The 22,593-nt window shown below is 37.7% G+C and carries 23 protein-coding genes; all 23 read left to right on the top strand.

Translation table 11 applies throughout. From position 1 onward, the window contains the following. Window positions 1-13: 13 nt before the first annotated feature. Complete coding sequence (gene fabD, locus ACXY7N_RS08260; RefSeq protein WP_016086596.1) at window positions 14-958, top strand: ACP S-malonyltransferase; 945 nt, start codon at window positions 14-16, stop codon at window positions 956-958. Then, window positions 958-1,698: a 3-oxoacyl-[acyl-carrier-protein] reductase gene (fabG, locus tag ACXY7N_RS08255; protein WP_016086597.1), complete on the top strand. Its 741-nt coding sequence runs from the start codon at window positions 958-960 to the stop codon at window positions 1,696-1,698. Before fabD ends, fabG begins: the two co-directional genes overlap by 1 nt. A 69-nt stretch (window positions 1,699-1,767) precedes the next feature. Further along, window positions 1,768-2,001 carry an acyl carrier protein gene (acpP, locus tag ACXY7N_RS08250; protein WP_000786062.1) on the top strand — a complete coding sequence of 78 codons (234 nt, stop codon included), beginning with the start codon at window positions 1,768-1,770 and terminating at the stop codon, window positions 1,999-2,001. Between the two features lie 58 nt (window positions 2,002-2,059). Continuing rightward, window positions 2,060-2,797, top strand: a complete 738-nt coding sequence (gene rncS / locus ACXY7N_RS08245) for a ribonuclease III (RefSeq protein ID WP_016086598.1) — start codon at window positions 2,060-2,062, stop codon at window positions 2,795-2,797. A gap of 148 nt (window positions 2,798-2,945) precedes the next feature. Then, the gene (gene smc / locus ACXY7N_RS08240; RefSeq protein WP_488592360.1) at window positions 2,946-6,515 is read left to right on the top strand and encodes a chromosome segregation protein SMC; all 3,570 of its coding nucleotides are present in this window, start codon (window positions 2,946-2,948) and stop codon (window positions 6,513-6,515) included. 15 nt (window positions 6,516-6,530) lie between these two features. Then, a complete protein-coding gene (ftsY, locus tag ACXY7N_RS08235) occupies window positions 6,531-7,520 on the top strand; it encodes a signal recognition particle-docking protein FtsY (RefSeq protein WP_016086600.1) in 990 nt (329 codons plus the stop codon). A gap of 133 nt (window positions 7,521-7,653) precedes the next feature. Further along, window positions 7,654-7,986, top strand: a complete 333-nt coding sequence (locus ACXY7N_RS08230) for a putative DNA-binding protein (RefSeq protein ID WP_000891061.1) — start codon at window positions 7,654-7,656, stop codon at window positions 7,984-7,986. Between the two features lie 12 nt (window positions 7,987-7,998). Continuing rightward, entirely contained in the window at window positions 7,999-9,348 is a 1,350-nt protein-coding gene (ffh, locus tag ACXY7N_RS08225; RefSeq protein ID WP_000863460.1) for a signal recognition particle protein, read from the top strand. A 100-nt stretch (window positions 9,349-9,448) separates the two neighbouring features. Further along, entirely contained in the window at window positions 9,449-9,721 is a 273-nt protein-coding gene (gene rpsP, locus ACXY7N_RS08220) for a 30S ribosomal protein S16 (RefSeq protein WP_000268750.1), read from the top strand. A gap of 14 nt (window positions 9,722-9,735) precedes the next feature. After that, window positions 9,736-9,963: a KH domain-containing protein gene (locus ACXY7N_RS08215; protein WP_000737397.1), complete on the top strand. Its 228-nt coding sequence runs from the start codon at window positions 9,736-9,738 to the stop codon at window positions 9,961-9,963. Window positions 9,964-10,084: 121 nt separating this feature from the next. Further along, a complete protein-coding gene (rimM, locus tag ACXY7N_RS08210) occupies window positions 10,085-10,600 on the top strand; it encodes a ribosome maturation factor RimM (RefSeq protein WP_000170282.1) in 516 nt (171 codons plus the stop codon). Then, window positions 10,600-11,334 carry a tRNA (guanosine(37)-N1)-methyltransferase TrmD gene (gene trmD / locus ACXY7N_RS08205; RefSeq protein ID WP_016086601.1) on the top strand — a complete coding sequence of 245 codons (735 nt, stop codon included), beginning with the start codon at window positions 10,600-10,602 and terminating at the stop codon, window positions 11,332-11,334. The genes rimM and trmD overlap by 1 nt, the downstream gene beginning before the upstream one ends. A 146-nt stretch (window positions 11,335-11,480) precedes the next feature. Then, window positions 11,481-11,825, top strand: a complete 345-nt coding sequence (rplS, locus tag ACXY7N_RS08200) for a 50S ribosomal protein L19 (RefSeq protein ID WP_001186516.1) — start codon at window positions 11,481-11,483, stop codon at window positions 11,823-11,825. A gap of 101 nt (window positions 11,826-11,926) precedes the next feature. After that, a complete protein-coding gene (lepB, locus tag ACXY7N_RS08195) occupies window positions 11,927-12,478 on the top strand; it encodes a signal peptidase I (RefSeq protein ID WP_000711857.1) in 552 nt (183 codons plus the stop codon). Window positions 12,479-12,498: 20 nt separating this feature from the next. Then, window positions 12,499-13,389, top strand: a complete 891-nt coding sequence (gene ylqF, locus ACXY7N_RS08190) for a ribosome biogenesis GTPase YlqF (RefSeq protein ID WP_016135245.1) — start codon at window positions 12,499-12,501, stop codon at window positions 13,387-13,389. A 51-nt stretch (window positions 13,390-13,440) separates the two neighbouring features. Next, entirely contained in the window at window positions 13,441-14,214 is a 774-nt protein-coding gene (gene rnhB / locus ACXY7N_RS08185; protein WP_016086603.1) for a ribonuclease HII, read from the top strand. A gap of 193 nt (window positions 14,215-14,407) precedes the next feature. Continuing rightward, window positions 14,408-15,568 carry an ADP-forming succinate--CoA ligase subunit beta gene (sucC, locus tag ACXY7N_RS08180; RefSeq protein ID WP_016086604.1) on the top strand — a complete coding sequence of 387 codons (1,161 nt, stop codon included), beginning with the start codon at window positions 14,408-14,410 and terminating at the stop codon, window positions 15,566-15,568. 19 nt (window positions 15,569-15,587) lie between these two features. After that, complete coding sequence (sucD, locus tag ACXY7N_RS08175; RefSeq protein ID WP_000115178.1) at window positions 15,588-16,490, top strand: succinate--CoA ligase subunit alpha; 903 nt, start codon at window positions 15,588-15,590, stop codon at window positions 16,488-16,490. Between the two features lie 87 nt (window positions 16,491-16,577). After that, window positions 16,578-17,447, top strand: coding sequence for a DNA-processing protein DprA (dprA, locus tag ACXY7N_RS08170; RefSeq protein WP_488592359.1), 870 nt, complete (start codon window positions 16,578-16,580; stop codon window positions 17,445-17,447). A gap of 144 nt (window positions 17,448-17,591) precedes the next feature. Then, on the top strand, window positions 17,592-19,670 hold the full coding sequence (gene topA, locus ACXY7N_RS08165; RefSeq protein ID WP_016086606.1) for a type I DNA topoisomerase: 2,079 nt from the start codon (window positions 17,592-17,594) through the stop codon (window positions 19,668-19,670). A 48-nt stretch (window positions 19,671-19,718) separates the two neighbouring features. Further along, window positions 19,719-21,023, top strand: coding sequence for an FADH(2)-oxidizing methylenetetrahydrofolate--tRNA-(uracil(54)-C(5))-methyltransferase TrmFO (gene trmFO, locus ACXY7N_RS08160; protein ID WP_000211997.1), 1,305 nt, complete (start codon window positions 19,719-19,721; stop codon window positions 21,021-21,023). Window positions 21,024-21,088: 65 nt separating this feature from the next. After that, window positions 21,089-21,988 carry a tyrosine recombinase XerC gene (gene xerC / locus ACXY7N_RS08155; protein ID WP_001101238.1) on the top strand — a complete coding sequence of 300 codons (900 nt, stop codon included), beginning with the start codon at window positions 21,089-21,091 and terminating at the stop codon, window positions 21,986-21,988. Between the two features lie 42 nt (window positions 21,989-22,030). Then, window positions 22,031-22,573: an ATP-dependent protease proteolytic subunit HslV gene (gene hslV, locus ACXY7N_RS08150; RefSeq protein ID WP_000526271.1), complete on the top strand. Its 543-nt coding sequence runs from the start codon at window positions 22,031-22,033 to the stop codon at window positions 22,571-22,573. Window positions 22,574-22,593: the final 20 nt, after the last annotated feature.

Below are 22,593 nucleotides of genomic sequence, written 5' to 3'. Positions count from 1 at the left end.
AGGAGGATTTGAAATGGGAAAACTAGCATTTCTTTTTCCGGGCCAAGGTTCACAGGCAGTTGGAATGGGTAAACAGTTAGCAGAGAATAATAAAGAGGTTGCAAATGTGTTTGCAAAAGCAGATGAGGTGTTGCAAGATTCACTTTCAGAAGTGATTTTTGAAGGGCCGCAGGAAAAGCTTACGTTAACGACAAATGCGCAGCCTGCTTTATTAACAACGAGTTTTGCTCTTTTGACAGCTTTAAAAGAGTATGATATTACACCAGACTTTGTTGCAGGGCATAGTTTAGGTGAATATAGCGCTCTTGTAGCAGCGGGTGCATTAACTTTTGAAGACGCTGTATATGCTGTAAGGAAACGTGGGGAATATATGGAAGAAGCTGTTCCTGGCGGAGAAGGAGCAATGGCGGCTATTTTAGGTGCTGATCCACATATGCTGAAACAAGTTACAGAAGAAGTAACAAGTGAAGGATATGCAGTACAAATTGCTAATATGAATAGTGTGAAGCAAATTGTGATTTCTGGAACAAAGCAAGGAGTAGAGATTGCCTCTCAAAGAGCGAAAGAAAATGGTGCAAAGAGAGCAATTCCGCTTAAGGTAAGTGGACCGTTCCACTCTTCGCTTATGAAGCCAGCAGCGGAGAAATTCCAAAGTGTCCTAAATGAAATTACAATTCAAGATACGAATATTCCTGTTATCGCAAATGTAACAGCAGACGTTATTACAAGTGGTGCAGATATTCAAGAAAAGCTAATCGAACAGCTCTATTCGCCTGTCTTATGGTACCCATCCATTGAATACATGGTGAGTCAAGGGGTAGATACATTTATTGAGATTGGACCTGGGAAAGTACTTGCTGGACTTATGAAGTCGATTGATTCATCAGTGAAAGCATATGCGATATACGATGAAGAGACGTTAAAAGATACCATTTCAAATTTGAGAGGAGAAAACTGATGTTAAAAGGGAAAGTAGCATTAGTAACTGGCGCTTCACGTGGGATTGGTCGTGCGATTGCGATTGATTTAGCGAAACAAGGGGCAAGTGTTGTAGTAAATTATGCTGGTAATGAGCAAAAGGCAAATGAAGTAGTTGATGAAATAAAGAAATTAGGCTCGGATGCAATTGCAGTAAGAGCAGATGTTGCAAATGCTGAAGACGTTACAAATATGGTGAAACAAACTGTAGATGCATTTGGACAAGTTGATATTCTTGTGAATAATGCAGGTGTAACAAAAGATAATTTATTAATGCGTATGAAAGAAGAAGAATGGGATACAGTTATTAATACAAACTTAAAAGGTGTATTCTTATGTACGAAGGCAGTATCTCGATATATGATGCGTCAACGTCATGGACGTATTATTAATATCGCTTCTGTTGTGGGAGTAACAGGTAATCCAGGACAAGCAAACTATGTTGCTGCTAAAGCGGGTGTAATTGGATTAACAAAAACATCAGCAAAAGAGTTAGCAAGCCGTAACATTACTGTAAATGCAATTGCCCCTGGGTTTATTGCGACAGATATGACTGACGTATTAGATGAAAATATAAAAGCTGAAATGTTAAAATTAATTCCTGCAGCACAGTTTGGTGAAGCGCAAGATATCGCAAATGCTGTAACGTTTTTTGCTTCTGATCAAAGCAAATATGTTACAGGTCAAACGTTAAATGTTGATGGCGGTATGGTAATGTAATAAAAGAATCGATTTCAACTAGTTTTTTTGGACAATATTTAATATAATATTTGAGGGGAGGTGAATGGAATGGCAGATGTTTTAGAGCGTGTAACAAAAATCATCGTTGATCGTTTAGGAGTAGAAGAAACTGAAGTAGTACCAGCTGCAAGCTTCAAGGAAGATTTAGGAGCAGACTCCCTAGATGTAGTAGAACTTGTAATGCAATTAGAAGACGAATTCGAAATGGAAATTTCTGATGAAGATGCTGAAAAGATTGCTACTGTTGGCGATGCTGTGACTTACATAGAGAGTCATCTATAATGCTTGAGCGAAGTCCCGTTTTTTAGCGGGGCTTCTCGGCTTATATCTGGAGGGACCTATGCCGTACCGAAAATATAGAGAAAAAAAATACGAAACAAAATATCGTGAAGCATTTAAAGTATTTCAAGAAAAGATAGGTATTACGTTTACAGATGAAAAATTATTGATTCAAGCATTTACGCATTCATCGTATGTGAATGAGCATCGAAAAAAACCACATGAAGATAATGAGCGTCTCGAATTTCTTGGAGATGCAGTATTGGAACTTACTGTATCACAGTATCTGTTTCAAAAATATCCGACAATGAGCGAAGGAGAGTTAACAAAACTACGTGCAGCTATTGTATGTGAACCATCTCTTGTTCGTTTTGCAAACGAGTTGTCATTTGGTAACCTTGTTTTATTAGGAAAAGGTGAGGAAATGACAGGTGGACGTGAACGACCAGCTTTATTAGCGGATGTCTTTGAAGCGTTTATTGGTGCCCTTTATCTTGATCAAGGGCTAGAGACAGTATGGGAATTCTTAAAAGAAATTGTATACCCTAAAATTAATGAAGGTGCTTTTTCTCATGTGATGGATTATAAGAGTCAATTACAAGAATTGATTCAGCGTGATGGTAGTGGCAATATTGAGTATCAAATTTTGCAAGAAAAAGGCCCAGCTCACAATCGAGAATTTGTGTCACGTGTTACGTTAAATAACGTGGCTTTAGGTCTTGGTAGTGGCAAGTCGAAAAAAGAAGCAGAGCAACAAGCTGCTGCAGAAGCGTTGAAAAAGTTAAAAGAACAACTATAAGGAATCCCCCTTTGAATGAGGGGGATTCCTTGTGCATAGAATGAAACTTTCCTTTCGCTTGTAAATGAAAGGAAAGGAAATCCGTATAATAGCTTGTTTTTGTATAAACAAGCTATTATAGCAACGGAGAATAGGAGGAAGGCCTTTCGTGTTTTTAAAAAGATTAGAAATAGCGGGATTTAAGTCTTTTGCTGAGCGTGTATCTGTTGACTTTGTCCCAGGTGTAACGTCTGTAGTAGGACCTAATGGAAGCGGGAAAAGTAATATTACTGATGCCATTCGCTGGGTACTGGGTGAACAATCTGCAAAATCATTACGTGGTGCAAAGATGGAAGATATTATTTTTGCAGGCAGTGATACGAGAAGAGCAGTTAATGTTGCTGAAGTAACAATAACTTTAAATAATGAGGATCAACGTTTACCGATTGAATATAATGAGGTGTGTGTAACGCGTCGTGTATCTCGTTCTGGTGATAGTGATTTTTATATTAATAAACAATCATGTAGATTGAAAGATATTATTGATTTATTTATGGACTCTGGTATGGGAAGAGAAGCTTTTTCGATTATTAGCCAAGGGAAAGTTGAAGAGATTTTAAGTAGTAAATCAGAAGAACGTCGTGGTGTATTTGAAGAAGCTGCGGGAGTGCTGAAATACAAACTTCGTAAAAAGAAAGCTGAAGGAAAATTAGCAGACACACAAGAAAACTTAAATCGTGTACAAGATATCATTCACGAATTAAGTAGTCAAGTAGAACCTTTGGAAAGACAAGCTTCTATTGCGAAAGATTATCTCGAGAAAAAAGAAGAATTAGAAAAAGTAGAAGCGGCGCTTATTGTACATGAAATTGAAGAATTACATGAGAAATGGGAAGCGCTTCGAAATCAGTTTGGGCATAATAAAAACGAAGAAGCAAAAATGTCAACGCATTTACAAAAAGGTGAAGAAGAGCTAGAGGAATTACGAGGACAATTACAAGCAGTAGATGAGTCTGTAGATTCCTTACAAGAAGTACTTCTTCTCTCTAGTAAAGAGCTAGAAAAGTTAGAAGGACAGCGTGAGTTATTAAAAGAGAGAAAACAAAATGCAACGACGCATTGTGCACAACTCGAACAGTTAATTGTTGAATTAACAGAGAAAGCTACAAGTTATGATGGCGAAATTGAATCAGGTACAGAAGTGTTGATGCAATTTGTAAATCAAGTAAAAGAGTTGGAGACAAAATTGCATGATAATGAGCAATTGCTTGCAACTTTTGCTGACAATTTAGAGGAACAAATTGAGAATTTAAAAGGTGACTATATTGAACTTTTAAATCAACAAGCTAGTCATCGCAATGAGTTATCTATGATTGAAGAACAATCTAAACAACAAAGCTCTAAAAATGAACGCCTTGATGAAGAAAATGCGAAATATGTAGAAATTCGTATGGAAATTACAGCGAAAAAGACGAAGCTTGTGGAAAGTTATGAACAAGTGAAAGAAAAAGTAGCTGGTATCCTTTCGAATATACAAAAGACCGAAATGGCACTTGGGAAATGCAAGACGCAGTATAGCGAAAATGAAACAAAACTGTATCAAGCGTATCAATTTGTACAACAGGCACGTTCTCGAAAAGAAATGCTAGAAGAGATGCAAGAAGATTACTCTGGTTTCTATCAAGGAGTACGTGAAGTATTAAAAGCTAGAGAAAATAGTTTGCAAGGTATTGAGGGTGCTGTTGCAGAACTGCTAACGGTACCGAAAGAATATGAAATTGCAATGGAAATTGCTCTAGGTGCAGCGATGCAGCATATTGTCGTACAAAAAGAAGAACATGCTCGTAATGCAATTGCGTTTTTAAAACAAAATAAACATGGACGAGCAACGTTTTTACCGCAAGCTGTAATTAAAAGTAGATCGTTATCATTTGAACAATTACGTATTGTAAATCAACATCCATCGTTTGTAGGTGTGGCGGCAGAACTTGTACAATATAACAATAAATATGAAAATGTAGTTTCGAATTTATTAGGTACTGTTATTGTCGCGAAAGATTTACGCGGGGCGAATGAGTTGGCGAAACAACTGCAATACCGTTATCGCATTGTAACAATCGAAGGTGATGTAGTGAACCCTGGCGGTTCTATGACAGGTGGAGCGGTAAAACAGGCGAAATCTTCTTTATTAGGACGTCAACGTGAACTAGAAGAGTGGACGAACAAGTTAACTGATATGGAAGAAAAAACAACGAAGTTGGAAAACTTTGTTAAAGCAGTAAAGCAAGAGATTCAAGAAAAAGAAGTGCAAATACGTGAACTAAGGCAAAGTGTAGAAACAGAGCGTGTAGATGAACAGAAATTAAGAGAAGAAATTAATCGCTTAGAATTAGAGGAACATCGTATTAATGATCGATTATCTATTTACGATTTAGAGATTGAAGGATTCTTACAAGATCAAGTGAAGATACAAGGGCGTAAAGAAGAGCTAGAAAAGATTTTAGCAAATCTTCAAGCGGAGATTACGGAATTAGATAATAAAATTGTCGCTTTAACAAAACAAAAAAGTGAGCAACATTCTTCGAAAGAAAAAGTTCAAAAAGAAATGACTGAGTTAAAAGTGTTGGCAGCTGAAAAGCAACAACGCTTATCTAATCAAAAAGAAAAAGTTGAACGATTGACGAAGGAAAAAGAAGAAACGGATGCAACGCTTGTCAAAACGAAAGAGGATTTAGCATTCTTAAAACAAGAAATGACATCGAATTCAAGTGGTGAAGAACAAATTACAAATATGATTGAGAAGAAAGCATATGATCGTAATCAAACTTCAGAGTTAATCCGCTCTCGTCGTGAACAACGAGTATCGTTACAAGAGAGAGTAGAACATTTAGAGCGTAATCTGAAAGAAACAACAGGTAAACATAAATACATTCTTGAGATGTTGAAAGATCAAGAAGTAAAAATAAACCGACTTGATGTAGAGTTGGAAAATAGATTACAACAATTACGTGAAACATATACGATTTCATTTGAAGCAGCAAAACTGAAGTATACAATGATGATGCCTGCCGAGGATGCGCGTAAAAAGGTGAAACTAATTAAACTATCCATTGAAGAGCTAGGCACAGTGAATTTAGGAGCAATTGATGAGTATGAGCGTGTAGCAGAGCGTCATACATTCTTACTAGAGCAAAAGGATGATCTAGAAGAAGCGAAAACGACATTGCACCAACTTATTACCGAAATGGATGAAGAAATGAAAAAACGCTTCTCTACTACGTTTGAAGGAATTCGAATGGAGTTTCAATCGGTATTCTCTGAATTATTTGGAGGCGGTAGAGCGGATTTAGTCATGACGAATCCAGAGGACTTATTAAATACGGGTATTGATATTGTAGCGCAACCGCCAGGGAAGAAACTGCAAAACTTAGGTTTACTTTCAGGTGGAGAGCGTGCTTTAACAGCGATTGCGCTGTTATTTGGTATTTTAAAAGTGCGCCCAGTCCCATTCTGTGTACTAGATGAGGTAGAGGCAGCTCTTGATGAGGCGAATGTTGCCCGCTTTGCGCAGTATTTAAAGAAATTTAGTGATGAGACACAGTTTATTGTAATTACACATAGAAAAGGTACAATGGAAGAGTCTGACGTATTGTACGGTGTAACAATGCAAGAGTCAGGGGTATCTAAACTTGTTTCTGTTCGTTTAGATGATGGAGAAGAACTAGTTGCAAGTAAATAGGAAGGATGGGACAGTATGAGCTTTTTTAAAAAATTAAAAGAAAAAATTTCTAAACAAACAGATACGGTAACAGAGAAATTTAAAAACGGGTTAGAAAAAACGAGAAATTCGTTTGCAGATAAAGTAAATGATTTAGTTTATCGTTATCGTAAAGTAGATGAAGATTTCTTTGAGGAATTAGAAGAAATTTTAATTGGTGCAGATGTCGGCGTTTCGACGGTAATGGAATTAATTGATCAATTGAAAGAAGAAGTCCAACGTCGTAATATCCAAGATCCAAGAGAAGTACAGGCTGTTATTTCAGAAAAATTAGTAGGGATTTACAAAGGTGACAGCGAGTTTAGCAACGAAATTAATATGCAAGAGGATCAATTAACAGTTGTTTTATTTGTCGGTGTTAACGGAGTAGGGAAAACGACGACAATTGGTAAACTAGCACATAAATTCAAATCAGAAGGTAAGTCTGTCCTATTGGCGGCAGGAGACACATTCCGTGCTGGAGCGATTGAACAATTAGAAGTATGGGGCGATCGCGTTGGTGTAGAAGTGATTAAACAAGGATCAGGATCTGATCCAGCGGCGGTTATGTATGACGCTGTACAAGCTGCGAAAGCACGTAAAGTAGATGTATTACTATGTGATACAGCAGGACGTTTGCAAAATAAAGTGAACTTAATGAAAGAGTTAGAGAAAGTGAAGCGTGTAATTGAGCGCGAAGTACCAGGAGCTCCTCATGAAGTATTACTTGTTATTGATGCAACAACAGGACAAAACGGTCTAAGTCAAGCAAAAACATTCCGCGAAGCAACGAATGTTACTGGTATTGTTTTAACGAAGTTAGATGGTACTGCTAAAGGTGGTATTGTATTAGCGATTCGAAATGAAATGGATGTACCGGTGAAATTCGTTGGATTAGGGGAGCAAATGGATGATCTGCAACAGTTTGATCCAGAACAGTATGTGTATGGTTTATTTGCGAACTTAGTAGAAACAGAAGAAGTATAAGTGAAAGAAGCGGTATTTTCCGCTTCTTTTTCTATAAAAATATGTGATGTTAAGAAAAAAACTTGACACTCTTTTGTACTCCATGTAAACTAATTCATGTAAAGGGAAATCACTTAACAAAGGATGATCCAACATGCTCGAAAAAACAACGAGAATGAACTATTTATTTGATTTTTATCAATCGTTGTTAACGCAAAAACAAAGAAGTTATATGTCGCTTTATTATCTAGATGATTTATCTCTTGGTGAAATTGCGGAAGAATTTGATGTAAGTCGCCAAGCCGTGTATGATAACATTAAACGGACTGAAGCGATGCTTGAAGAATATGAAGATAAATTAGTATTACTTCAAAAGTTTCAAGAGCGACAGCGACTTGTTGCAAAGCTAAAACAGCTAATCAGCGAAGAAGAGCATGTGAATGAAGAAATGAAACAAGTTGTTGAAGCTATCGAAAAATTAGATTAGGAGGGCGGCAATATGGCATTTGAAGGATTAGCCGACCGACTTCAACAGACAATGCAAAAAATCCGCGGCAAAGGAAAAGTTTCTGAAGCCGATGTGAAAGAAATGATGAGAGAAGTTCGTCTAGCTCTTTTAGAAGCGGACGTTAACTTTAAAGTAGTAAAAGATTTTGTAAAGCGTGTGTCTGAACGTGCTGTCGGACAAGATGTAATGAAAAGTTTGACACCTGGACAACAAGTAATTAAAGTTGTACAGGAAGAACTTACAGAACTTATGGGCGGAGAGCAAAGCAAAATTGCTGTTGCTAATAAGCCACCGACTGTTATTATGATGGTTGGTCTGCAAGGTGCAGGTAAAACAACGACGACAGGTAAGCTTGCGAATTTGCTTCGTAAAAAGCATAATCGTAAACCGATGCTTGTTGCAGCGGATATTTACCGTCCAGCAGCGATTAAACAGCTTGAAACATTAGGGAAGCAATTGGACATGCCTGTATTCTCTTTAGGAGATCAAGTAAGTCCTGTTGAAATTGCGAAACAAGCGATTGCAAAAGCAAAAGAAGATCATCACGATTATGTTTTAATCGATACAGCAGGTCGCCTGCATATTGATGAAGAACTAATGGATGAATTAGCGAAAGTGAAAGAAGTTGCGAAACCGGATGAAATTTTCCTTGTTGTCGATGCGATGACGGGGCAAGACGCGGTAAATGTTGCGCAAAGTTTCCATGAACAGTTAGGTTTAACAGGTGTTGTGTTAACGAAATTAGATGGTGATACGCGCGGTGGTGCTGCATTATCTATTAAGGCTGTAACAAATACACCGATTAAATTTGCTGGTATGGGTGAAAAACTAGATGCAATTGAAGCGTTTCATCCAGAGCGTATGGCATCCCGTATTTTAGGGATGGGAGACGTCTTAACATTAATTGAAAAAGCACAAGCTACAGTTGATGAAGAGAAAGCAAAAGAACTTGAGCAAAAAATGCGTACGCTTTCGTTTACGCTTGACGATTTCCTAGAACAACTTGGACAAGTGCGTCAACTTGGACCGCTTGATGAATTGTTAGGAATGCTTCCTGGTGCAAATAAAATTAAAGGGCTAAAAAATGCGCAAGTTGATGAAAAACAAATTGGGCATATTGAGGCAATTATTCGTTCTATGACTAAATTAGAGCGAGAACAACCGGAAATAATCAATGCTAGTCGCAAAAAACGCATTGCCAAAGGTAGCGGTACAACGGTACAAGAAATCAATCGTTTAATCAAGCAATTTGATGATATGAAAAAGATGATGAAAACGATGACTGGAATGCAAAAAGGTAAGAAAAAAGGACTAGGTGGATTGAAGTTTCCATTCATGTAAGGAAAAAAGATGGCTCTGTTAAGAAAAAATACTTTACAAAGCAATAGTCTTTTTGCTAATATAATTATCTGTGTGAAATAAATTCGGAGGTGCTTTATAAATGGCAGTTAAAATTCGTTTAAAACGTATGGGAGCTAAAAAAACTCCTTTCTATCGTGTAGTTGTTGCAGATTCTCGTTCTCCTCGTGACGGACGTTTCATTGAGGAAATCGGTACTTACAATCCGGTTGCTCAACCAGCTGAAGTTAAGATCAACGAAGAAGCAGCATTAAAATGGTTAGGAAATGGTGCTAAACCATCTGATACAGTTCGTAACTTATTCTCTAACCAAGGTATCATGGAGAAATTCCACTTATCTAAACAAGGTAAGTAATTGAGGCAATGACTATGAAGAAGTTAGTCGAGACGATTGTCAAGCCTCTTGTCGATCATCCTGAAGATGTAAAAGTTACACAGGAACTTTACAACGGAGAGATAAAGTATCGATTAACTGTACATCCTGAGGATGTTGGAAAAGTCATTGGAAAGCAAGGGAAAGTTGCGAAAGCAATTCGAATGCTCTTGTATTCAGTGGGACATCATAACGATGAAAAAGTAACACTGGAAATTCAATAAACGTAAAAAGGGCGAGGAGTTATTTCCTCTCCCTTTTTTAACATTTAAAGAGAAGTTGCATGTTCCATATGTGAAATGGAGATGCTTAATTTATATAGAAACCAGGGGTGACATACTGTTTATGACAAAATGGTTTAATGTAGGGAAAATTGTAAATACTCATGGCGTAAGAGGAGAAATTCGTGTTATTTCTCGTACTGATTTTCCAGAAGAGCGATATAAAGTAGGAAACACTTTATACATATCGAATGAGAAAAGTACAGACTACCTTCCGGTGAAAGTAACTTCTCATCGTCAACATAAGACATTTGATTTATTAACATTTGAAGGATACAACAATGTTGATGAAGCAGAGAAATTTAAAGGTTCTTTAATAAAAGTACCAGAAGAGCAGTTAGGCGAACTAGCTGAAGGCGAATACTATTACCATGAAATTATTGGTTGTAGCGTTGTAACGGAAGAAGGAGAAGCGTTAGGAACAATAAAAGAAATTTTATCTCCTGGTGCAAATGATGTTTGGGTAATTAAACGTCCAAAAGGTCAAGATCTGTTAATTCCTTATATTGATGATGTTGTACTTCAAGTTAACATTGAGAATAAATTAGTAACCATTCATGTAATGGAAGGGCTGCTATAATGAAAATTGACATTTTAACATTGTTTCCAGATATGTTTACGGGTGTGTTTGGATCTTCAATTTTAAAGAAAGCACAAGAAAAAGAAGCAGTAGAGCTTCGTGTTGTCAATTTCCGTGATTATACAACAAGTAAGCATAATAGCGTAGATGATTATCCATATGGTGGTGGCGCTGGGATGGTATTAACCCCTCAGCCTATCTTTGATGCAGTGGAAGAGTTAACGAAGGAAACAGCCCGTAAACCGAGAGTTGTCTTAATGTGTCCACAAGGAGAACGTTTTACGCAGAAGAAGGCAGAAGAGCTTGCTGAAGAAGAGCATGTTATTTTTGTATGTGGTCATTATGAAGGGTACGATGAACGAATTCGTGAGCATCTCGTAACAGATGAAATTTCTATTGGTGACTACGTATTAACGGGCGGAGAGTTAGCCTCTATGGTTATAACTGATAGTGTCGTACGTCTCCTGCCAGGAGTACTAGGAAATCATGCTTCACAAGTCGAGGATTCGTTTAGTACAGGTTTATTAGAGCATCCTCATTATACACGTCCAGCTGATTTTCGTGGTATGAAGGTACCGGATGTACTAATGTCAGGAAATCATAAAAATATTGATGAATGGCGACACAAAGAATCACTACGTCGTACGTACACGCGTAGACCGGATTTACTGGAAGAACGAGAATTGTCTAAGCAAGAAGAGAAATGGCTAGAACAGATTAAAGAAGACAAGTAAGGGCTTGATATATTTTCTATTGCAACAGTCCTAGCAATATGCTATTATAACACTTGTGCTACTGAAATCAGTGGCCGTATTAACGATGTTCCGCTGTAATTTATTAAGACTTTATAAGAGCATCTGTTTAAAGGAGAGAATTTAATATGCAACAATTAATCGCAGAAATTACAAAAGGCCAATTAAAAACTGACCTTCCTTCATTCCGTCCTGGAGACACTTTACGTGTACACGTAAAAGTAGTTGAGGGAACTCGTGAAAGAATTCAGCTTTTCGAAGGTGTTGTAATTAAACGTCGTGGTGGCGGAATCAGTGAAACATTCACAGTTCGTAAGATTTCTTACGGTGTAGGTGTTGAGCGTACATTCCCAGTTCACACGCCAAGAATCGCGAAAATCGAAGTACTTCGCCGTGGTAAAGTACGTCGTGCTAAGTTATACTACTTACGTAACCTTCGCGGTAAAAAAGCACGTATTAAAGAAATTCGATAAGACATGTATGGGAGCTTGTAAATACACAAGCTCCCTTTTTCCAATCTATATAAAATTTTGATATAATACGAGCAGCTTACATAATCGTGGAGGGGAAATGCATGAAGAAAGAAAAGAGTTCACTTTGGGAATGGATCAAAGCAATTTTGATTGCTGTTGTATTAGCGGGTGTTATTAGACAGTTTTTCTTTGCGCCAATTCTCGTAGATGGAGTATCGATGGCATCTACTTTACATGATCGCGATCGAATGATTGTCAATAAAATTGGTTATCACATAGGAGATCCGAAACGATTTGATATTATCGTATTCCGAGCAACGGAAGATAAAGATTATATTAAGCGTATTATCGGCCTACCAGGCGATGAAATAGAGTACCGTAATGATAAGCTATATGTTAACGGAAAGGCTTATGAGGAGCCGTATTTAGACAAGCAGAAAAAACAAATTGCTGACGGACCGCTTACATATGATTTTACTCTTGAAGAAATGACAGGGAAGAAAACTGTTCCAGAAGGTCAATTATTTGTTTTAGGCGATAATCGTCGTTTTAGTAAAGATAGCCGTTCGATTGGTACCATTTCAATGGACCAAGTGATTGGAAAAGCAAATATACTATATTGGCCGTTAAAAGATGCTCGTATTGTGAAATAAAAGAAAAAGAAGGTGGCAACATGGTAATTCAGTGGTTCCCGGGACATATGGCAAAGGCTAGACGCCAAGTAACAGAAAAATTAAAGTTAATTGATGTTGTAATTGAGCTTGTAGATGCTCGATTACCTTTATCTTCTCGAAATCCAATGATCGATGAGATTATTACACATAAACCGAGGCTTGTTGTTTTAAATAAAGCGGATATGGCAGATGATCGTTTAACAAAGCAATGGATCGCATATTTTAAAGAAAAAGGCCATATGGCAATTTCAATTAACGCACAAGCTGGCCAAGGTATGAAGGAAATTGCAGCCGCTTGTAAAGTGTTGGTGAAAGAGAAATTTGATAAAATGGTTGCGAAAGGTATTAGACCGAGGGCGATTCGTGCATTAATTGTAGGTATACCGAATGTTGGTAAATCTACGTTAATTAATAAGTTGGCGAAGAAAAATATTGCTAAAACAGGAGATCGTCCTGGTGTGACAACAGCCCAACAATGGATTAAAGTTGGAAAAGAAATGGAACTGTTAGATACACCTGGTATTTTATGGCCTAAATTTGAAGATCAACTAGTGGGTCTTCGTTTAGCAACAACGGGCGCAATTAAAGATTCAATTTTAAATTTACAAGATGTTGCTGTTTACGCTTTACGTTTTATGGAGAAACATTATCCAGAACGTTTGAAAGAGCGATATAATTTAAATGAGATTCCAGAAGATATTGTGGAGTTATTTGATGCAATTGGAAAAAATAGAGGCTGTTTAATGGGCGGCGGAATGATTGATTATGATAAAACATCTGAGCTTGTCCTTCGTGAGCTTCGTGGTGGAAAACTTGGGAAAATGACGTTTGAAACACCAGAAGAGTTTGCAGAGCAGACAGAAGATGTAGAAAAAGTAGAAGAAGTATAAGACGTGCGTTTGTACGTCTTTTCTTTTTTGTATATAAAGGGAGTGGCATGAATGCAAAAAGTGACTATTCAAGAAGCGGAACGTTTACTGCAAGAAATTATGAGTGAAGAAGATGACCGCTTTCAAATATTAATGAAAGATGAGCGAAAAGGGGTACAAAAGCTTATTTTGAAGTGGCATAAACAAAAAGAGTTAGCGCAGAAAGAAAAAGAAAAGTTTTTCGAAATGTCCAAGTACGAGATTGCATTACGTGAAAAAGGGCTCACATATATTGCAGGTATAGATGAAGTAGGGCGTGGGCCGCTAGCTGGGCCTGTCGTGACGGCGGCTGTTGTCCTTCCGGAAGATTGTTATATTCCAGGGTTAAATGACTCGAAAAAGCTGAGTGAGGCGAAGCGAGAGCGTTTTTATGATGAAATCAAAGCACAAGCAATTGCAATTGGAGTTGGAATTGTATCACCACAAGTTATTGATGAAATAAATATTTATCAAGCGACGAAACAAGCAATGTTAGATGCTGTTGCGAATTTATCTTGTGCACCAGAATATTTATTAATTGATGCGATGAAACTTCCTACACCAATTCCACAAACATCCATTATTAAAGGTGATGCGAAAAGTATTTCTATTTCAGCTGCATCCATTGTTGCGAAAGTAACGAGAGATCGTATGATGAAAGAGCTTGGAGAAAAGTATCCTGCATATGGATTTGAACAACATATGGGATATGGAACAAAACAACATTTAGAAGCGATTGAAGCGCATGGAGTATTAGAAGAACATCGGAAATCGTTTGCGCCAATTAAAGATATGATTCAAAAATAAGCTGTGTTTTCATAGCTTATTTTTTATTTTGACATATAAACATTACTATTTTCCAAAAAGAATAAAGCGATTTCAGTTTTCTGACACTTTATTGTAGACAGCGTGCCAATCATCTTATACAATGGCAATGTAATGTTTTTTAAACATTAAAAAACTTTTCGAGTAAAACAGGAAAACAGGGGAGGATGGGACCATGAATATCCATGAGTACCAAGGTAAGGCAGTCCTTAGAAGCTATGGGGTTAGCGTTCCGAACGGGAAGGTTGCATTTACGGTAGAAGAAGCTGTAGAAGCAGCGAAAGAATTAGGAACGGATGTATGTGTAGTAAAAGCACAAATTCACGCTGGTGGACGCGGCAAAGCTGGCGGAGTAAAAGTTGCAAAAAATTTAGATGAAGTTCGTACATATGCAGAAAGCATTTTAGGAACTACACTTGTGACACATCAAACAGGTCCTGAAGGTAAGGAAGTAAAACGCTTACTTATCGAAGAAGGTTGCGATATTAAAAAAGAATATTATGTAGGTCTTGTTTTAGATCGTGCAACTTCTCAAGTTGTTTTAATGGCATCTGAAGAAGGTGGAACAGAAATTGAAGAAGTAGCAGAGCAAACACCTGAAAAGATCTTTAAAGAATATATTGATCCAGCAGTAGGCTTACAAGGCTTCCAAGCGCGCCGAATCGCATTTAACATCAATATTCCAAAAGAGCTTGTAGGACAAGCTGTGAAGTTTATGATGGGCTTATACCGTGCGTTTATTGAAAAAGATTGCTCTATCGCGGAGATTAACCCACTTGTTACAACAGGTGACGGTAAAGTTATGGCATTAGATGCGAAATTAAACTTTGATTCTAATGCTTTATATCGCCATAAAGACATTTTAGAACTTCGTGATCTTGATGAAGAAGATGCAAAAGAAATTGAAGCTTCTAAATATGACTTAAACTACATTCCTTTAGATGGAAATATCGGTTGTATGGTTAATGGTGCAGGTTTAGCGATGGCTACAATGGATATCATTAAACATTACCATGGCGATCCAGCTAACTTCTTAGATGTTGGTGGCGGTGCGACTGCTGAAAAAGTTACAGAAGCATTCAAAATTATCCTTTCTGACAAAAATGTAAAAGGTATTTTCGTTAACATTTTTGGTGGCATTATGAAGTGTGATGTTATCGCAGAAGGTGTTATTGAAGCAACGAAACAAGTAGGTCTTGAATTACCTTTAGTTGTACGTCTTGAAGGTACAAACGTAGAGTTAGGTAAGAAAATTTTAAATGAGTCTGGCTTAAATATTGTTGCAGCAGAATCTATGGCAGACGGTGCACAAAAAATTGTTTCACTAGTGGGCTAATAGAAAGCGGGGGAGAAAAATGAGCGTATTAGTTAATAAAGATACAAAAGTTATTGTTCAAGGTATTACAGGTTCTCAAGGGTTATTCCACACAAAACAAATGATTGAATACGGTACGAAAATTGTCGGTGGTGTAACGCCAGGTAAAGGTGGCACTGATATTGAAGGTGTACCAGTATTTGATACTGTAGAAGATGCAGTGAAAGCAACAGGCGCAAACGCTTCAGTTGTATACGTTCCACCCGCTTTTGCGGCTGATGCAATTATGGAAGCAGTTGATGCAGAAATTGACTTAGTAGTATGTATTACTGAAGGAATTCCTGTATTAGATATGGTAAATGTAAAGAGATATATGGCTGGTAAACATACACGTTTACTTGGACCAAACTGTCCAGGTGTTATCACGCCTGATGAATGTAAAATCGGTATTATGCCAGGATACATTCATAAAAAAGGTCATGTAGGTATCGTATCCCGCTCTGGTACATTAACGTATGAGGCTGTACATCAGTTAACACAAGAAGGTATTGGCCAATCTACTGCTGTAGGTATCGGCGGGGACCCAGTTAACGGTACAGACTTTATTGATGCGTTAAAAGCATTTAATGAAGATGAAGAAACACATGCTGTAATTATGATTGGTGAAATCGGTGGTACAGCGGAAGAAGAGGCAGCTGAATGGGTGAAAGCTAATATGACAAAACCTGTTGTAGGCTTCATTGGTGGCCAAACAGCGCCTGCTGGCAAACGTATGGGCCATGCTGGTGCAATCATTTCTGGTGGTAAAGGAACTGCTGCTGAAAAGATTAAAACGATGGAAGCTTGTGGTATTAAAGTAGCGGAAACTCCAGCGGTTATGGGTGAAACGCTAATCTCTGTCTTAAAAGAAAAAGGTCTATTTGAGACTTGTAAAAACTACTAATCTGTTGAAAGACACCTTCTTGCTTGAAGGTGTCTTTTTACACACTTCTTGTTTACATAATAAAAATTATGGGTAAGGAGAATTAGGATGAAAAGAGAACGATTATTACATCTTCATTATTTTTTAGCAGATCATTGGAAGGCGATGGAAAGACTACTATATGTCGATCCAGAATTGAAGGGAATATACACTTTTAATGCAAAACAAATGGAATACTACACTGGAATATCCTCGAAAAAATCTTCAGAATTAGTAAATTTTCTTCAAAGTTCAAATCTCTTGCAATATATATCTTATTTAGAGAAAAATCGAATCTTTTATATGACTATATGGGATGAAGATTATCCACAATTATTACGTGAAATACAGGATCCACCCTTTGTGTTATATGGAAAAGGAGAGAAGGATTTTCTCAATAGAGTGAATAAATTAGCGGTTATTGGAACGAGGGAACCGACTTTATATGGACATGAGAGTTTAAAATTTATTTTACACCCCTTATTAGAAAGGGAATGGCTTATTGTCAGTGGGTTTGCAAGAGGGATAGATACAATGTCTCATGAAATAACAGTAAGACAGCATTGCCCGACTATAGCAATACTAGGACATGGATTATTGTATATGTATCCAAAAGAGAATAGACATTTATATGGAACGTGGAATGAATATATATTGTTATTAACAGAGTATCCGCCGCACTATGCACCGAAAAAATGGTATTTTCCAAAAAGGAACCGGATTATTAGTGGTATAAGTAAGGGTGTTTTAGTTGTAGAAGCGAAATCAAGAAGTGGAACACTTATTACTGCGGACCTTGCTTTAGAGCAAAATAGAGAGGTATTTGCACTTCCTGGACCTATATTTATAGATAGTGCATCAGGAACGAATTATCTGATTCAACAAGGAGCAAAACTAGTAAGAAATGCAGAAGATATCTTGGAAGAGATTATAAATTAACCTTATATTTTTATGTTTTTATTAAACAATTATTGACAAATGGTAGATAGGCGCTGTATGGTATATTCATTCTTGATTGACAAAAACAAGAGAAATCAATAAGATTGATGAAGACTTGAATCCACCTCTTAAGGAGGCACTAGCATGTCAGATTACCTCGTAATCGTGGAGTCGCCTTCTAAGGCGAAGACCATTGAGAAATATTTAGGGAAAAAATACAAAGTTGTCGCGTCTATGGGACACGTTCGCGATTTACCTAAAAGTCAAATGGGGATAGAAGTAAAGAACAACTTCACCCCGAAGTATATTACCATTCGTGGTAAAGGTCCCGTCTTAAAAGACTTAAAATCAGCGGCAAAAAAAGCAAAGAAAGTCTATCTCGCGGCCGATCCAGACCGCGAAGGGGAAGCGATTGCTTGGCATTTAGCTAATACGTTAAATGTGGACGTTGAATCAGATTGCCGAGTTGTGTTTAATGAGATTACAAAAGATGCAATCAAAGAGTCATTTAAACATCCTCGTGCGATTAATATGGATTTAGTGGATGCACAACAAGCAAGGCGTATACTAGATCGTCTTGTTGGTTACAATATTAGTCCTTTATTATGGAAGAAAGTAAAAAAAGGATTAAGTGCAGGACGCGTACAATCTGTAGCAGTTCGTTTAATTATTGAACGTGAAAGAGAAATTCAAAGCTTTGAGCCTGAAGAATTCTGGACAATTAAGACGGAATTTGTGAAAGGGAAAGACACATTTGAAGCAAGCTTTTACGGTGTAGATGGTGAAAAAGTTCAATTAACGAATGAAACGCAAGTGAATGAAATAATTGAACAGATGAAAGATAATGCGTTTTCAGTTGAAAATGTAACGCGAAAAGAGCGAAAACGTAATCCTGCATTACCGTTTACAACATCTTCCTTGCAACAAGAGGCAGCGCGTAAGTTAAACATGCGAGCAAAGAAAACAATGATGCTCGCGCAGCAATTGTATGAAGGGATAGATCTTGGAAAGCAAGGGACTGTAGGTCTTATTACGTATATGAGAACTGACTCAACACGTATCTCAGAAACAGCTCAAACAGAGGCGCGTACTTACATTACTGAGTCGTTTGGTGCGGAATACATAGGAACAGAAAAGAAGAAAGAAACGAAAAAGTCGAACGCGCAAGATGCGCATGAGGCAATTCGTCCTACTTCGGTAATGAGAAGGCCAGAGGAACTAAAGAGTTTCTTAAGTCGTGATCAACTTCGGTTGTATAAACTGATTTGGGAGCGATTTGTTGCAAGTCAAATGGCGTCTGCTATAATGGATACTGTGACAGCTAGACTCATTAATAACAATGTTCAGTTCCGTGCAAGTGGATCGGTTGTAAAGTTTCCAGGATTTATGAAAGTGTATGTAGAGTCGAAAGATGACGGGGCTGAAGAAAAGGATAAAATGTTGCCACCTTTAGAAGTAGGGGAAACGGTATTTTCCAAGGATTTAGAACCGAAGCAACACTTTACACAACCTCCGCCGCGCTATACAGAGGCTCGTCTAGTAAGAACACTTGAAGAGCTTGGAATTGGAAGACCGTCGACTTACGTACCGACACTTGAAACGATTCAAAAACGTGGATACGTAGGTTTGGATAATAAACGCTTCGTTCCAACTGAACTTGGTGAAATAGTAATTGAACTTATTTTAGAGTTTTTCCCAGAAATTATTAACATTGAATTTACTGCTAACATGGAGCAAAGTCTTGATGAAGTAGAAGAAGGAAATGCGAATTGGGTAAAAATTGTTGATGATTTCTACGTAGGCTTTGAACCGCGTTTAGAAAAAGCGGAAAAAGAAATGCGTGAAGTAGAAATTAAAGATGAACCAGCTGGGGAAGACTGTGAATTGTGTGAGCACCCAATGGTCTTTAAAATGGGTAAATACGGGAAATTTATGGCTTGTTCGAATTTCCCAGATTGTCGTAATACAAAACCGATTGTGAAAGAAATCGGTGTTACTTGTCCGAAGTGTGATAAAGGTCAAATTATTGAACGTCGTAGTAATAAAAAGAAACGTCTTTTCTATGGGTGCGGTACGTATCCAGAGTGTGACTTTGTATCTTGGGATAAACCAATTGGTCGTAAATGTCCGAAGTGCGAAGGTATGCTTGTAGAGAAGAAGTTGAAAAAAGGCGTGCAAGTACAATGTATTTCGTGTGATTATGAAGAAGAACAACAAATGTGAGCGTAACTGCTCACATTTTTTTCGGGAAGAAAAGGAAAGGTGATATATATGACAACACAAGTAGTAAACGTCATTGGCGCAGGTCTTGCAGGAAGTGAAGCAGCTTACCAAATTGCAAAACGAGGTGTCCAAGTAAAATTATATGAAATGAGACCAGTAAGGCAAACGCCGGCTCATCACACAGATAAATTTGCAGAGTTAGTATGCAGTAACTCGCTTCGCGCAAACACATTAACAAACGCTGTTGGTGTTATTAAAGAAGAAATGCGTTTAATGGACTCTGTTATTATTCGTGCAGCTGATGAGTGCTCTGTACCAGCAGGAGGGGCTTTAGCTGTAGATCGTCATGAATTTGCGGCAAAGGTAACAGAGTATGTGAAAAACCATCCGAACGTAACTGTGATGAATGAAGAAATTACTGAAATTCCAGAAGGACCTACTGTTATCGCGACAGGTCCACTTACGTCTCCTGATCTTGCTGCACAATTAAAAGAATTAACAGGTGAAGATTATTTTTATTTCTATGATGCTGCAGCACCGATTGTTGAGAAAGACAGCATTGATATGAATAAAGTATATTTAAAGTCTCGTTACGATAAAGGTGAAGCTGCATATTTAAACTGCCCAATGACGGAAGAGGAATTTGACCGTTTTTACGAGGCTTTAATTGCTGCTGAAACAGTACCTTTAAAAGAATTTGAAAAAGAAATTTTCTTTGAAGGTTGTATGCCGGTAGAAGTTATGGCAAGTAGAGGAAGACAGACGCTAGTATTTGGACCGATGAAACCTGTTGGATTAGAAGATCCGAAAACAGGAAAAACGCCATATGCTGTTGTTCAGTTACGTCAAGATGATGCAGCAGGAACGTTATACAATATCGTAGGTTTCCAAACGCATTTAAAGTGGGGACCACAAAAAGAAGTGTTACAGTTGATTCCAGGACTGGAAAACGCAGAGATTGTACGTTATGGTGTAATGCATCGTAATACTTTTATTAATTCACCTAACTTGCTTCGTCCAACATATCAATATAAACAACGTGATGATTTATTCTTCGCTGGTCAAATGACTGGAGTAGAGGGATATGTTGAATCAGCGGCGTCAGGATTACTAGCGGGTATTAACGCTGCTCGACTTGTGAAAGGTGAAGAACCGGTTGTATTACCGCCTGTAACTGCAATGGGAAGTATGGCGAATTATATTACTGCGACAAACGCGAAAAACTTCCAGCCAATGAATGCAAACTTCGGTTTGTTTGCACCGTTAGAGAAGAAAGTTAAGAGGAAAGCAGAACGAAATGAAGCATATGCAACACGCGCTTTAGAAACAATTCAAAATTTTGTAAATATTTAGTTAAATTTCTTGCAAAGGCTACTAAGTTGTGATACGATTTAGTAGCCTTTATTGAGGTGAATTGTGTGAATGTGAAGAAATTGTTACAATTATTCGTTGGATATTTACAAATTGAAAGAAATTATTCAAAATATACAATTGCAAGTTATCAAAATGATTTAGAACATTTTGTGCAATTTATGGAGCGAGAAGGCATATCCTCTTTTTTAGATGTTACATACGCGGATGTTCGTTTGTACTTAACGACGTTGCACGATGAAAAGTTAGCCCGTAAATCTGTCGCAAGAAAAGTATCAAGCTTACGAAGTTTATATCGTTTTTTGATGCGTGAAGGTTATCGGAAAGATAATCCTTTTGCACTTGCGTCACTCCCCAAAAAAGAATTGTCAATCCCAAAGTTTTTATATGCTGAAGAATTAGAGGAATTATTTGAAGTTTCTGATACGGAAACGCCGCTAGGTCAAAGGAATCAAGCTTTATTAGAGTTGATGTATGCGACTGGGATCCGTGTGAGTGAATGTGTCAATTTACAACTTACCGATATTGACTTCGCGGTGGGAACAATTTTAGTAATGGGAAAAGGAAAAAAACAAAGGTATATTCCGTTCGGAAGCTATGCGCAAGATGCTTTAATTACTTATATAGAGAACGGGAGAAAACAGTTAGCTCACAAAACTGAAGAACACTCTCATATGGTATTTTTAAATGCGAAAGGCACGCCGCTAACAAGTCGAGGGGTACGCTATGTATTAAACGAACTCATTAAGAAGGCTTCACTGACAATGCGGATAAGTCCCCATATGTTAAGGCATACATTTGCTACACACATGTTAGATGAAGGGGCGGATTTACGTACTGTACAGGAACTACTCGGTCATGAGAATTTGTCGACGACACAAATTTATACGCATGTCTCTAAAGAAAGATTGCGTTCTGTCTACATGAAGCATCACCCGCGGGCATAAATTGCTTTTAAAGCTATAAAAACATATAAAGGAGTTTTTTCTATGGGAAATTTCCACGCTACAACGATATTTGCAGTTCATCATAATGGAGAATGTGCAATGGCTGGAGATGGTCAGGTGACAATGGGAAATGCAGTTGTAATGAAACATACAGCTCGTAAAGTCCGTAAACTTTTCCAAGGGAAAGTTTTAGCTGGCTTTGCAGGTTCCGTTGCTGACGCATTTACTCTTTTTGAAATGTTTGAAGGGAAATTAGAAGAGTACAATGGGAACTTGCAGCGTGCTGCAGTTGAAATGGCAAAACAATGGCGTGGCGACAAAATGTTACGTCAGCTAGAAGCGATGCTCATTGTCATGGATAAAACAACTATGCTTCTTGTTTCAGGTACAGGAGAAGTGATTGAACCGGATGATGGTATTTTAGCGATTGGATCTGGTGGGAATTATGCGCTTTCTGCAGGTCGTGCTTTAAAGCAATATGCAAGTGAACATTTAACAGCGAAGCAAATTGCGAAAGCGAGTTTAGACATTGCTGGCGATATTTGTGTTTATACAAACCACAATATAATTGTGGAAGAATTGTAGAATCGTAAGGGAGGCATTTT

Source organism: Bacillus sp. 5w2 (genome assembly GCF_054353775.1).
This window is presented reverse-complemented; position numbering and strand designations above follow the sequence as displayed.